Here is a 12,705-nt window from a genome sequence, read left to right on the forward strand (position 1 = left end):
GCCATGATCAAACTCTTCAATTAAAGTTTTGTTGTATCTAACGATACGGCTCAATGAATACTGTTAATTCATCATAAATGATGAATGAATTGACTGTGCTGATACTTACGTATCACTTGGTCACTCATTTTCATTGATTAAATCTTTTAGACTAAATCATTTCACGAGTGCCCACACAGATTGCATGGTCAAATTGTTAAAGAACAATATCTTCAATAACTTAGCGTTAAACTCAATTACTGAAGAGGCTGCCAATTCTACGCAAATTAAATTAAGTGTCAACACTTATTTTCAATCAACTTTTTGAACTAGCTCCAACGTTTCATTGCCACATCTTTCTAATGCCGGCTCCCCGTTGGTGAGGAGGCATTATAGAGAAATCGATCGTCAAAGCAAGCTTAAAAATTGGTTTTTTCATGAAAAACAAAACGTTCGCTCAAGTTTTCATCCAAACGATGTTTTTATCCTTTTTTTGCGGCAATTCCACTCGCAAACTCACTGACTTTTTGCCAATTGGTGTATTCCACTTCTTTCGTCGTATCGGTTTCTCCTCCTGTAATCTTCATAATCAATTGAATCATTAGCCGATCAAACCAGCGATAACGAGGATAACGAAGAGCTCCAGCAAAAACCGCAATCTGTTCAGGCTGCCATGGTGACTTTTGCAGAAACTTACGAACATAAGCACTGCCTTGTGGTGTATCTTTGCCTTCTTTACGTGCGGTAAGATTCACACAGATAAAACTGGCGCCCGCTCTTTTTAATTCAACTTGGTTACGTTCAATAAATTGATACAAGAGTTTATTAAAGTGACCATAGCGAATGGAAGCACCGATAATAATCTGATCATACTCAGACCAATTAACATTAGGTTGAGCATGAAGATCTCGAACTTCGCACTGAAATCCATCCCCCAACTCTTTCTCTATATAATGAAGGATTTTTAACGTCTGACCTTCACGACTAGAATAAAGCATTAATAGCTTCTTCTTCATGATAACTCCTTAATTACGCCAGAATGTCGGGGTAAACAAAACCAACAGCGTAAAGACTTCCAAACGACCAAATAGCATCGCAACAACCAAAATCCATTTAGCAGGATCATTAATCTCGCCAAAATGAACTGCAACCTCTCCAAGCCCTGGTCCCAAATTATTTAATGTGGCGGCAACGGCTGAAAATGATGTCAGCTCATCAAGCCCAGTTGCGATTAATGCCAGCATACAGACGACAAAGACTAAAGCATAGGCAGAGAAGAATCCCCACACTGCATCAACGACCCGCTGCGGCAATGCTTTTTTACCTAATTTAATGGTGTATACCGCTCTTGGGTGAATCAAACGTTTTAGCTCTCGCACACCTTGCAAGGAAAGTAACAGCATTCGAATCACTTTCATTCCACCGCCAGTCGAACCGGCACAGCCGCCAATAAAAGAAGAGAACAGAAGCAGCACAGGTAAAAATAGAGGCCAATCAGCAAATCCAGTCGTCGTAAAGCCAGCCGTGGTCGAAATAGATACCGTTTGAAATAACGCCTGATCCATTGCCTGATAATAAGAGTCATACGAATGGTGATTAACTAAGATGGCAAAACAAATCACAAAGAGCATCAATTGAATAAATAGAAACGCTCTAAATTCAGGATCGCGCCAATACGTTCGTAATCTAATCCCGCCATTAGCAAAGGCTGCAAAGTGAAGCGAGAAATTACAGGCTGATATCAATAGAAAAACCATGGTAATCATATTAATTGTTGGGCTATTAAAGTAACCCATACTGGCATCGTGAGTAGAAAAACCGCCGATAGCTATGGTCGAAAAACTATGAGCAATTGCATCAAATGGAGTCATACCTGCGACCCAAAAGGCTAAGGCACAACTCACGGTTAAAGCTAAATAAATAAACCAGAGTGTTTTCGCCGTTTCTGCTATTCGCGGCGTCATCTTACTGTCTTTTACAGGCCCTGGAATTTCCGCTCGATATAGCTGCATACCACCGATCCCCAAAACAGGAAGAACAGCAACAGCAAGAACGATGATTCCCATCCCACCAAACCATTGTAAAAACTGGCGATAAAATAAAATCGCTTTAGGTAAAGCATCTAATCCAACGATGACCGTTGCCCCTGTTGTTGTTAGGGCAGAAAAGGATTCAAAAAAGGAGTCGGTAACCGAAAGATCGGGTGTATGAGAAAGAATAAAAGGCACCGCACCGGCGCTACCAATAACTACCCAAAAAAGCACAACAATTAAAAAACCTTCGCGCGCTTTTAATTCATGGCGGTGACGTCGATTAGGAAACCATAACGCTGCCCCACCAGCAAACAGTAAAAAGAAGGTCACAATAAAAGGAACACCAGCACCATCGCGATAAATTAAGGCGACTAACGCAGGAGCTAACATGGTGACACTAAAAAATGCGAGCAATAGCCCTACAATACGGATAATTGAACGAAATTGCATAGCCTAAAGGCTCTCATCCTAAGCAATAAGTAATAGATTAATCGGCGGTGACGGGTTGGATACGCCCACCACTGCGATTAACCAATTTAGCGCAAAAAGCTGAAACTTCTCGTTGATCAAGCTCTAAGGCCATAGAAACTTGGGTTTGATAATCAGCAGTTAACTGTACACCACTGTGCTCATTAAGTAGGGATTCGACCAAAGAAACTTGATTATAATCACAGCATAAGGTGACGATGGCCGTCATGACTTTCTCTTGCGTTATCAGTTGAGCAAGTGCTTGCTGAACACCACCACCATAAGCTTTGACTAGACCACCAGTACCTAATCGAATACCGCCATAATAACGAGTCACAACAGCTGTGATTTCACCGACATTAGAACCAGTAAGCTGAGCCAAGATAGGTTTCCCTGCTGTTCCCGATGGTTCACCATCATCACTAAAGCCCCACTTCATCGAATCGGTTGGTCGGCCAGCAACAAAAGCCCAACAGTTATGACGAGCATCATGGTGCTTCTCTTTTATATGGTTAACAAAAGCTTTGGCAGCTTCAATATTTGGCGTATGGGCAAGATAGGTAATAAAGCGACTTTTTTTTATTTCTTCTTCAAATACAACCGCATCAGCTGGAACCCAATAAGGCTCAGAATTCATAACGTTGCTCACTAACTAAAACAAACTCTGGCTAGAGTACCATATTTTTAAACAACTCTTATCACCTCAATGAAACAGCAAAAGTTAAACAAATGTTTAAAAATAGTATTGAAATAGTTTTATTTTGGGTCCAGACTAATTTTTAACCTAGGACAGGTCAAACCAGTTAATAAGATTCGATAAAAATCGAGCTTCATGGAGATAGAACATGATTTATCAAGGTGAAACCCTCTATGTGGACTACATTGAACCCGGTATTGCTGAACTGTGTTTACATGCTTCAGGCTCTATCAATAAATTCGATCTCGCCACATTAGAAAGCTTAAACCAAGCCCTCAACGCCCTATATCAACAACCCGACCTCAAAGGTCTTTTACTTACCTCAAGCAAAGACAGCTTTATTGTTGGGGCTGATATCACAGAATTTCTCGGCCTCTTTGCACAATCAGAACCAGAGCTGTTGCAATGGTTGAATTACGCTAACAGTATTTTTAATAAGCTTGAAGATATCCCCGTGCCTACTGTGTCTGCCATCTCCGGTTATGCATTAGGTGGTGGGTGTGAGTGTGTATTGGCTTGTGATTTTCGTATCGGCACCCCAACAACCAAAATCGGTCTACCTGAAACCAAATTGGGGATCATGCCAGGGTTTGGGGGTACCGTGCGTTTGCCTCGCTTAATTGGTGCTGATAGCGCAATGGAAATCATCACCACAGGAAAAGAGCAAACAGCATCTCAAGCGCTAAAAATGGGCCTCCTTGATGCTATTGTGGATACAGAAAATCTCCATCAATCGGCGCTCAATTTACTGCACAATACCATTGATACTACGATTAACTGGCAACCTCGCCGTAGTCAAAAACAGCAGCCGCTCGCTTTAAACCATACCGAAGCAATGATGAGCTTTACCACAGCAAAAGCCATGGTTGCCAAGCTAGCAGGTCCCCACTATCCCGCACCTATGATGGCAGTAAAAACCATTGAAAATGCGGCGCAACTCAGCCGAGCAGAAGCACTGCAGATTGAGAGCACAAACTTTGTAAAACTAGCGAAATCCAGTGAAGCCCAAGCATTAATAGGGCTCTTTTTAGGAGATCAAAAGCTTAAAGCAGCAGCCAAAAAAGCCGCCAAAGAAAGCAGCTTAATTGAGCATAGCATGGTGCTAGGTGCAGGTATTATGGGAGGAGGTATTGCCTATCAGTCTGCGGTGAAGGGTATCCAAGTCACCATGAAAGATATTGCGCCAGCATCGCTAGATTTAGGGATGACAGAAGCCGCAAAATTACTCAATAAGCGTCTAGAGCGAGGCCGCATTGATGGGCTGAAGATGGCACAAATCCTAGGTCGTATTAACCCAACCTTATCTTATCCACAACAGACACCTCAGATCATAGTTGAAGCGGTTGTTGAAAATCCCAAAATTAAAATGGCAGTATTACAGGAGGTTGAAGCAGCTACTCCCGCCACAACCGTACTAACATCTAATACTTCAACCATACCGATTGATCTGTTAGCGCAAGGATTAACTCGTCCAGAACAATTTTGTGGCATGCATTTCTTCAATCCAGTACATAAGATGCCTCTAGTTGAAATTATTCGAGGAAAGGCCACTTCAGAACAAACCATTCAGCAAGTGGTCAGCTATGCCAAACAGATGGGGAAAACGCCTGTTGTCGTCAATGATTGTCCTGGATTTTTCGTTAACCGCGTTCTGTTTCCTTACTTTGCTGCTTTTAGCCAATTGGTTAATGACGGCATTGATTTTCAGCGTATTGATAAAATTATGGAGCGCCAATTTGGTTGGCCTATGGGTCCGGCTTACTTATTAGATGTTGTCGGTATTGATACTGCCCATCATGCCCAAGCGGTAATGGCCGAAGGGTATCCAGATCGAATGGCTAAAGTACACAAAGATGCTATTGATGTGCTGTTTGAAAATAAACGTTTTGGACAAAAAAATGGTTCTGGATTCTATAACTATCAATTAGATAAAAAAGGGAAACCGAAGAAAACTCTAGCTCCCGAAGTCACTCAATTACTCAACTCTCTTTGCCAACAACCACTCGATCTTAGCGATCAGCAGATCATGGAACGTATGATGATCCCAATGATCAATGAAGTCGTTCTGTGTCTGGAGCAGCAAATTATTGCCGATCCAGCCGATGGGGATATGGCGCTCATTTATGGTTTAGGATTTCCTCCATTTATTGGAGGGGTTTTCCGCTACCTTGATAACTTAGGCTTAGATAATTACTTGCGCCTCACCAAGCAATATCAGCAACTGGGGACTCTTTACTCAGTACCTAGCAGTTTGCAAGAGATGGCGAAAAAACAACAAACCTACTATCCGAAACCAAACAGCACACTGAATTTACACACTCAAGGATGAGGGATTTATGATGAATAATGTCGTTATTGTCGATTGCATTCGAACTCCAATGGGTCGCTCGAAACAAGGCGCTTTTCGTCATGTCCGTGCCGAAGATCTCTCAGCCCATTTAATGTCTGGGTTATTAGAGCGTAATCCGCAACTGCAACCAGAACAGATCGAAGATATCTATTGGGGCTGCGTGCAACAGACGCTAGAACAAGGATTTAATATTGCCCGAAATGCAGCTCTACTCGCAGACCTCCCCCATACGGTTGGTGCAACTACAGTTAATCGTCTTTGTGGCTCTTCAATGCAAGCCTTACATGATGCTACTCGCTCGATTATGGTTGGTGATGGTGATATCTGTTTGGTTGGCGGCGTTGAACATATGGGTCATGTCCCAATGAATCATGGGGTCGATTTTCATCCTGGATTAAGTAAAACCGTAGCAAAAGCGGCTGGCATGATGGGGTTAACAGCGGAAATGCTCGGTCGAATGTATGGAATAAGCCGAGAAATGCAAGACGCCTTTGCTGCGCGATCTCACCAAAGAGCTCATGCTGCCACGATTGAAGGTCGGTTCTGTCATGAGATATTGCCAACGTTAGGCCACGATAGCCAAGGTAATTTAATTAAACTAACTCAAGATGAGGTCATCCGCCCTGAAACCACAATCGAATCACTTTCAGCACTGCGCCCTGTTTTTGATCCTGTTAATGGAACGGTAACGGCAGGCAGCTCATCGGCCCTATCCGATGGTGCCAGTGCGATGCTAATTATGAGCGAAGAAAAAGCAAACCAACTCGGCTTGTCAATTCGCGCTCGTATCAAATCGATGGCTATTGCAGGATGCGATCCTTCCATCATGGGATTTGGCCCTGTTCCAGCCAGTCAGAAAGCATTGCAACGAGCAGGATTAACCATGAAAGATATTGATATTGTTGAACTTAATGAAGCCTTCGCCGCTCAGTCTCTCCCTTGTGTTAAAGAGCTTGGTTTGCTGGATATGATGGACGAAAAGGTCAACCTAAATGGAGGAGCAATTGCTCTGGGTCATCCATTAGGGTGTTCAGGTACACGAATCTCAACAACGCTTATCAACTTAATGGAACAACAAGGCGCTCAATTTGGCTTAGCGACTATGTGTATCGGTCTTGGCCAAGGTATCGCAACAGTATTCGAACGAGTCTAAGCTCACAGGAAAACAAACGGTAATAACCATCTGCAAATAACCATGAGCCCATTAATCTTAAAATGGGCTCCCTCTTCTATACTACGCTTAATTTATGCACAATAATCATAGAATAAATGAGTAAGTTTCATTTTCTTCATAGATTATTTGCGTCTACACTAGAGTCAATAACAGCCCCTTAACTGATTATGTGGAGCAAGTATGTTTAAGGCATTAGTACTCAATCAAGAAGACAAAAAAACCCTAGTTAGCATTGAACAACTCGATGAATCACAACTTCCTGAAGGTGATGTGCTGATCGACGTTGATTACTCATCCTTAAACTACAAAGATGGTTTAGCGATCACAGGCAAAGGCCGTATTGTTCGTCAATTCCCAATGGTTCCAGGCATCGATTTAGTCGGCACGGTTTCGCAATCAAATGACAACCGCTACCAAGCTGGTGATAAAGTGGTATTGACTGGTTGGGGTGTCGGTGAAGGTCATTGGGGCGGAATGGCAGAAAAGGCTCGTCTAAAAGCAGATTGGCTGGTTCCTATGCCACAAGCCTTTGATGGCAAGCAAGCGATGATGATCGGCACAGCAGGTGTCACCGCTATGTTGTGTGTACAAGCACTAGTCGATGCTGGTGTAAAACCACAAGATGGCGAAGTTCTCGTAACTGGTGCAAGTGGTGGCGTAGGCTCTGTTGCCGTTACTCTACTTTCTCAGTTAGGTTATCAAGTAGTGGCAGTAACAGGTCGTGTAGCTAAAAACGGCGAACTATTAAAACAACTTGGTGCAAGCCGCGTTGTTGAGCGCAGTGAATTCGCAGAGCCAGTACGTCCACTCGATAAACAACTATGGGCTGGTGCGATTGATACCGTTGGTAGCACTATGTTGGCTAAAGTGTTATCACAAGTAAACTATGACGGTGCAGTAGCCATTTGTGGTCTAGCTGGCGGTTTCGATCTACCTACAACAGTGATGCCATTTATTCTACGTAACGTAAAACTTCTTGGCGTAGACTCTGTAATGTGTCCATTTGAGAAGCGTCAACAAGCGTGGCAACGTTTAGGTGAATTACTACCTGCAAGTTACTTTGAACAAGCTTGTCGAGAAGTAACCTTAGAACAAGTACCTGAATGTGCCGAAGCTATTACTAACGGACAAATCACGGGTCGAGTTGTTATTAAGCTCTAAGTAATCAAGCTATAACACCAATAACTGAGTGACTACCAAAAGCCAGTGGGAAATACTATTCTGCTGGCTTTTGTCTTTTCTATTTACTCCATCAACCCCATATCGTGAATACGGGTATCAATCAGGCGACTGCACTCTTCTTTAATGAGATTACGCAGCCATAATTGTGAAGCTGAATGCTCGCAACGCGGATGCCAAATCAGTGAATAATCAAACGGCTTAAAATCAAAAGGGAGAGGTTTAATCACCAAGTTGTGTTTTTCCGCCACCAAATAAGCCAAATCAGCCGGAACGGTAATAATTAACGGCATACTTTCAACTATCGCTAGCGCTGCTTCTAAATGATACGCCCGCAATACCATTTTACGCTCGGGATGTCCGCGTAATGCATCATCCACCAGCGCTTTTACCCCATCACTAATCGCAATCATAGCATGGGGGAAAGTTAAGTAATCTGATAGCGTCAATGGTTTATCAGCTAACGGATGATGACGGCTAAGCAAACAGAAAACACTCACTAAGCCTAAGTGTTCTGAACTCAGAGGTTCAACGGAGCCAATTGGGCGACAAATAGCCATATCACAACCATCTGTTGTTAGCTGTTCTAATAGATGGTCATGTTGCAAAGGGGCAAACTCTAAAGAAATATTAGGCGCTTCTTGATAGATACGAGGTAAAGCAAAAGGCAAAATGGTCTGCATCGCATAATCTGTTGTAGCAATGGTAAAACGCTGATCGCACAATTCAGGTTGAAAGTCGTTTGGCGTTAATAAAATGCGTAAAGATTCTAAAGGGTCGTGCAATTGTTCATTAAGTTCAAGCGCCCGTTGGGTGGGGATCAGATGCTGTCCTTGACGAGTAAAAAGAGGATCATTGAGTAAGTGGCGCAGTCGACCCAATACTCGGCTCATTGCTGATTGACTTAGATTCAAGCGTACCGCCGCTTTGCTGACACTTGATTCTTCTAATAAGACTTTTAATGCCACCAATAGGTTTAAATCGCGGCGATATACTTCTTCTAATTCCATAGCAACGGCTCATAGGGTCGTGGTCTGAGCCTCTATTATGCGGAAATAATCAGAAAAACACGATATATTGATTATTGTATTACCACTCCTCTTCTTCCTCCTCATTATCGGAGTCTGCCAGTTCAAACCACAAACCAATAGCAGCAGCAATTAACCCACCAAGCGCAAAAATATTAAGATCTTGTGGGCTACGAAGAACGATAGTACAAAAGGTGATCAGCCCTAACAGGCAATAAATGGTTAATCTATCTCGTTGAGTCAGCATCCTTGACCTCCTAGTCCGTTAGAAGAAAGGTTAACAACTTGTTAATTACGTTACGTGATTTTTCTCACTTTGCCAAGTGATATTGATTAATTCTTATCCATCAGTATTATTGATGCCCTTAGCTACAGAGGCACAAAAAATTATGACTGCAACTTTTGATAACCCAAATCATTGCCTAGAAGCACAAGGATTACGCTGCCCAGAACCTGTAATGATGGTTCGTAAAACAGTAAGAAAAATGGCTGATGGCGAAACCCTATTAGTCTTGGCGGATGACCCATCAACCACTCGAGATATTCCGAGCTTTTGTCGTTTTATGGATCACACCTTAGTTGCGGCTGATACAGAAAATCTACCGTATCGCTACCTTATTCAAAAAGGGGTTAGCGCATAACAGTAAAAGGCAGCCTTAAGCTGCCTTTTTGTTATTCATCATAATGCTGCTGTTCAACTTTCCGTAACCGTTCAAGCTCATGGCGCAGCTCACGCATCTCTTTTTTCATTGGAAGTACATACCGAACCCGCACCAAAGCATCAATAGATAAATAGGTTGTGACAATGGCTCCCACTACCATAGGTAGCCACATATCAGTCAGCACCATGCCAAGGATATTTAATGCTAATGCGAAGTGAAACAACCAAAACTGACTCTGTGGAGATATTGCAAGAAAGCGGGTCATAGGGCCCTCCTAAGATTGCTTTACCAATGTCATCTTCACCATAGCATGCATGTTTTGATTGCTCCATTAACTGGTTCACATTTTATACTAAGGGATGCAGTTCCACGTGAAACAGCTACATCCCCAATGCTGCAGCGACCGCTAAAACAACAAAGAGAGCAGCAGTTACTTTACGAATCAATCCAAGTGGCATTTTATCCGCCGACAGCTTACCAATTAATACTACAGGCACATTAGCCAATAGCATGCCAATCGTTGTTCCCAAAACCACCCACATCAAGGCATCATGATACTTTGCACCGAGCATGGTTGTTGCAACTTGAGTTTTATCGCCAATCTCAGCCACAAAAAAAGCAATAAAACTGGCAATAAATGGTCCTCGATTAGACAGAGTCTCTTCATCATCAAGTTTATCTGGCACCAAAATCCAGAGCGCCATAGCGATAAAACTTATCACTAGCACCCATTTTAAAATTTGAGGCGTTAAGTAATCGGCAACGACAACACCAAGCCAGGCAGCTAAAGCATGATTTGCTACGGTTGCTGCAAAAATCGCTAAAATGATGGGAATAGGTTTGCGATAACGGCTAGCTAGCATTAAAGAGAGTAATTGGGTTTTATCACCAATTTCAGCTAAGGCAACCGTTGTTATAGATATTGCTAGTACACTCACGACAGGCTCTTTGGGGGGAGAATTATTATTAGAACCAATAGTAAAACTCGCACTCCCCACCCCGGTTTATGCGGTCTTACCTATGGTCTTGCCAAACCCAAAACGGTCACATTCACCATGAAGATTTTGCTTCAATTATGTTGATGAATGTCTATTCTAGTCTTATTGCAACACTAGATTAGAGGCTACTCCCCAAAGGAGCGAGCATGATATCAAAGCCAATAGTTGGCTGTAAAGGTCATGTTTATGGCAAAAAAAACCGCAGTCTTAACAACTGCGGTTTTTCTCACAATAAACTCGTCAATTAGCCAAGAGGACTCATTACGATCTGTACGCGGCGGTTTTCCGCACGACCAGCAGCTGTACTGTTTGTTGCGATAGGGCTTGCTTCGCCCATACCTTGAGAAACCACACGGTTTGCTGCAACACCTTGACGAATTAAGTAATTACCTACTTCTGCCGCACGTACTTGAGATAGACGTTGGTTATAAGATGCAGCACCTGTGCTATCGGTGAAACCGTATACGTTTAGCTGAGTCTTGTTATACTCTTTTGCAACAAGTGCAACATTGTGTAGCGCATTCATTGCACGCTGATTTAGTGTTGTTTGATCCACACCGAATGTAATTTCGTTTGGCATGTTTAACACAATGTTATTGCCGTTACGTGTAACAGTAATACCTGAAGATGCTAATTGCTTGCGAAGTTTTGCCGCTTGCACATCCATGTAATAACCGATACCACCACCTAGAGCAGCACCTGATGCAGCACCAATCAATGCACCTTTACCACGATCGTGTTTGCTTGAAGAAGCGACACCAATTGCTGCACCTGCAAGAGCACCAATAATTGAGCCACTGGTTGCGTCAGCCGTTTGTGATTCACCCGTATATGGGTTTACTGTTGAACAACCAGTCATAGTCATCGCAGCAATAACTGAGATCACTGCAGCGCGCACCCACTTGTTCGATGCGTTAGATACATTGTTAGCCATGATTAATAGATTCCGTGTTTTCGACCCTCTCACTTTCGTGAGAAAACTGAGGTTAATAGCATAAACGCTACAATAAAACAGCGGGCAGTTTAATCAACAATCCATCAAATCACATCAAAATTTTGTCAAATATTCACCATTTCAATATCTATCAAAATAAATTGGTCAATATTTTTGTCAAAAGCGAGCTGGGATGAATAAAAAACATCCACGAACTCTACTCGCTGGTCGCCATGCAAGGTATACTGGATAGTTATTACTTTAATCCACTAATCTCGCGAAGCTGACAATGCATAAATACGACATTAAAACCTTTCAGGGCATGATCCTCGCGCTGCAGGATTACTGGGGCCAACAAGGTTGTACCATCGTACAACCATTAGATATGGAAGTCGGTGCAGGTACCTCTCACCCAATGACATGTCTACGAGCTCTAGGTCCAGAGCCTATTGCAACAGCGTACGTTCAACCATCTCGTCGTCCAACTGACGGCCGTTATGGTGAAAACCCAAACCGTCTTCAGCACTACTACCAATTTCAGGTAATGCTAAAGCCTTCTCCAGATAATATTCAAGAGCTATACCTTGGCTCTCTAGAAGCACTTGGTATCGATACTCAAATTCACGATATCCGCTTTGTTGAAGATAACTGGGAAAACCCAACACTTGGTGCTTGGGGTCTTGGCTGGGAAGTATGGCTAAACGGTATGGAAGTAACTCAGTTTACTTACTTCCAGCAGGTTGGTGGCCTAGAGTGTAAACCAGTAACAGGTGAGATCACTTACGGTATCGAACGTCTTGCAATGTACATTCAAGGTGTTGACTCAGTATACGACCTAGTATGGACTGATGGCCCACTAGGTAAAGTAACTTACGGTGATATCTTCCACCAAAACGAAGTTGAGCAATCGACTTACAACTTCGAACATGCCGATGTTGATTTCCTATTTACTTTCTTCGATCAAAACGAGAAAGAGTGTCAACAACTGCTTGAGTTGGAAACGCCACTACCACTTCCTGCTTACGAGCGCATCCTAAAAGCCGCTCACGCATTTAACCTATTAGATGCACGTAAAGCAATTTCGGTAACTGAGCGTCAACGCTACATTCTGCGTATCCGTAACCTAACTAAGCAGGTTGCAGAAGCTTATTACGCATCACGTGAAGCTCTTGGCTTCCCTATGTGCAAAAAAGATAAGTAAGG

General features: G+C 42.8%; 13 protein-coding genes and 1 riboswitch. Of the genes, 5 read left to right on the forward strand and 8 right to left on the reverse strand.

Going from position 1 to position 12,705, the window contains the following annotated elements; all coding sequences use genetic code 11:
* Positions 1 to 461 precede the first annotated feature (461 nt).
* Genes hemG through CTN07_RS15160 form a run of 3 tightly spaced genes read right to left on the reverse strand, consistent with a single transcriptional unit; the run spans position 462 to position 3,117 of the window.
* The gene (gene hemG, locus CTN07_RS15150; RefSeq protein WP_036764627.1) at positions 462 to 995 is read right to left on the reverse strand and encodes a menaquinone-dependent protoporphyrinogen IX dehydrogenase; all 534 of its coding nucleotides are present in this window, start codon (positions 993 to 995) and stop codon (positions 462 to 464) included.
* A 9-nt stretch (positions 996 to 1,004) separates the two neighbouring features.
* Positions 1,005 to 2,462: a TrkH family potassium uptake protein gene (locus CTN07_RS15155; protein WP_005302321.1), complete on the reverse strand. Its 1,458-nt coding sequence runs from the start codon at positions 2,460 to 2,462 to the stop codon at positions 1,005 to 1,007.
* A 37-nt stretch (positions 2,463 to 2,499) separates the two neighbouring features.
* Entirely contained in the window at positions 2,500 to 3,117 is a 618-nt protein-coding gene (locus CTN07_RS15160) for a YigZ family protein (protein ID WP_005302319.1), read from the reverse strand.
* A 208-nt stretch (positions 3,118 to 3,325) separates the two neighbouring features.
* On the opposite strand from CTN07_RS15160, the gene fadB reads away from it, so the two are divergent.
* The 3 genes from fadB to acuI all read left to right on the forward strand — a co-directional run bounded on the left by fadB (position 3,326) and on the right by acuI (position 7,862).
* On the forward strand, positions 3,326 to 5,506 hold the full coding sequence (gene fadB / locus CTN07_RS15165) for a fatty acid oxidation complex subunit alpha FadB (protein ID WP_005302316.1): 2,181 nt from the start codon (positions 3,326 to 3,328) through the stop codon (positions 5,504 to 5,506).
* Positions 5,507 to 5,516: 10 nt separating this feature from the next.
* Positions 5,517 to 6,680 (forward strand): acetyl-CoA C-acyltransferase FadA, encoded by a 1,164-nt coding sequence (gene fadA / locus CTN07_RS15170; protein ID WP_036765207.1) that lies wholly within the window; start codon positions 5,517 to 5,519, stop codon positions 6,678 to 6,680.
* A 201-nt stretch (positions 6,681 to 6,881) separates the two neighbouring features.
* The gene (acuI, locus tag CTN07_RS15175; protein ID WP_005302311.1) at positions 6,882 to 7,862 is read left to right on the forward strand and encodes an acrylyl-CoA reductase (NADPH); all 981 of its coding nucleotides are present in this window, start codon (positions 6,882 to 6,884) and stop codon (positions 7,860 to 7,862) included.
* 83 nt (positions 7,863 to 7,945) lie between these two features.
* On the opposite strand, the gene CTN07_RS15180 is transcribed toward acuI, so the two are convergent.
* Positions 7,946 to 8,890 (reverse strand): LysR family transcriptional regulator, encoded by a 945-nt coding sequence (locus CTN07_RS15180; protein WP_005302308.1) that lies wholly within the window; start codon positions 8,888 to 8,890, stop codon positions 7,946 to 7,948.
* A gap of 79 nt (positions 8,891 to 8,969) precedes the next feature.
* Entirely contained in the window at positions 8,970 to 9,155 is a 186-nt protein-coding gene (locus tag CTN07_RS15185) for a hypothetical protein (RefSeq protein ID WP_036764625.1), read from the reverse strand.
* A 142-nt stretch (positions 9,156 to 9,297) separates the two neighbouring features.
* On the opposite strand from CTN07_RS15185, the gene tusA reads away from it, so the two are divergent.
* Positions 9,298 to 9,549, forward strand: a complete 252-nt coding sequence (gene tusA / locus CTN07_RS15190) for a sulfurtransferase TusA (protein ID WP_036765206.1) — start codon at positions 9,298 to 9,300, stop codon at positions 9,547 to 9,549.
* Between the two features lie 31 nt (positions 9,550 to 9,580).
* Here the strand turns inward: tusA and CTN07_RS15195 are convergent, their stop codons facing one another.
* The 3 genes from CTN07_RS15195 to CTN07_RS15205 form a co-directional block, all read right to left on the reverse strand.
* A complete protein-coding gene (locus tag CTN07_RS15195) occupies positions 9,581 to 9,835 on the reverse strand; it encodes a hypothetical protein (protein WP_036764623.1) in 255 nt (84 codons plus the stop codon).
* A 115-nt stretch (positions 9,836 to 9,950) separates the two neighbouring features.
* The gene (locus tag CTN07_RS15200; RefSeq protein ID WP_005302304.1) at positions 9,951 to 10,508 is read right to left on the reverse strand and encodes a TMEM165/GDT1 family protein; all 558 of its coding nucleotides are present in this window, start codon (positions 10,506 to 10,508) and stop codon (positions 9,951 to 9,953) included.
* Between the two features lie 21 nt (positions 10,509 to 10,529).
* Positions 10,530 to 10,707: riboswitch (yybP-ykoY riboswitch) on the reverse strand.
* A gap of 105 nt (positions 10,708 to 10,812) precedes the next feature.
* Positions 10,813 to 11,502, reverse strand: a complete 690-nt coding sequence (locus CTN07_RS15205) for a YiaD family glycine zipper/OmpA-like lipoprotein (protein WP_005302299.1) — start codon at positions 11,500 to 11,502, stop codon at positions 10,813 to 10,815.
* 289 nt (positions 11,503 to 11,791) lie between these two features.
* Here CTN07_RS15205 and glyQ point away from each other — a divergent pair, with 289 nt between their 5' ends.
* On the forward strand, positions 11,792 to 12,703 hold the full coding sequence (glyQ, locus tag CTN07_RS15210; protein WP_036764621.1) for a glycine--tRNA ligase subunit alpha: 912 nt from the start codon (positions 11,792 to 11,794) through the stop codon (positions 12,701 to 12,703).
* Positions 12,704 to 12,705 lie beyond the last annotated feature (2 nt).

It is taken from the genome of Photobacterium damselae, from assembly GCF_003026815.1.
In the GTDB taxonomy this organism is placed as follows: Bacteria; Pseudomonadota; Gammaproteobacteria; order Enterobacterales; family Vibrionaceae; genus Photobacterium; species Photobacterium damselae.